1 pseudogene is annotated in these 633 nt (G+C 64.8%); it reads left to right on the plus strand.

Going from position 1 to position 633, the window contains the following annotated elements:
- Nucleotides 1-633, plus strand: a pseudogene (locus L5M29_RS23695) (conjugal transfer protein TraG); the annotation flags it as partial.

Here is a 633-nt window from a genome sequence, read left to right on the forward strand (position 1 = left end):
CATGGCGCATCCCCAGCGGCCGCAACTCAAGGTGATGCGGTGAGCCAACATGGCGCAGCTCCAGCAACCATGGCTCAGGGTGACACAGTGAGCCAACAAGGCGCAGCCCCAGCGGCCATGGCTCAGGGTGACACGGTGAGCCAACAAGGCGCAGCCCCAGCGGCCGCAACTCAAGGTGATGCGGTGAGCCAACATGGCGCAGCTCCAGCAACCATGGCTCAGGGTGACACAGTGAGCCAACAAGGCGCAGCCCCAGCGGCCATGGCTCAGGGTGACACGGTGAGCCAACAAGGCGCAGCCCCAGCGGCCGCAACTCAAGGTGATGCGGTGAGCCAACATGGCGCAGCTCCAGCGGCCGCAACTCAAGGTGATGCGCTGAGCCAACATGGCGCATCCCCAGCGGCCGCAACTCAAGGTGATGCGGTGAGCCAACATGGCGCAGCTCCAGCAACCATGGCTCAGGGTGACACAGTGAGCCAACAAGGCGCAGCCCCAGCGGCCATGGCTCAGGGTGACACGGTGAGCCAACAAGGCGCAGCCCCAGCGGCCGCAACTCAAGGTGATGCGGTGAGCCAACATGGCGCAGCTCCAGCAACCATGGCTCAGGGTGACACAGTGAGCCAACAAGGCGCA

Source organism: Shewanella sp. SM95 (assembly GCF_025653595.1).
Taxonomy (GTDB): domain Bacteria; phylum Pseudomonadota; class Gammaproteobacteria; order Enterobacterales; family Shewanellaceae; genus Shewanella; species Shewanella oncorhynchi.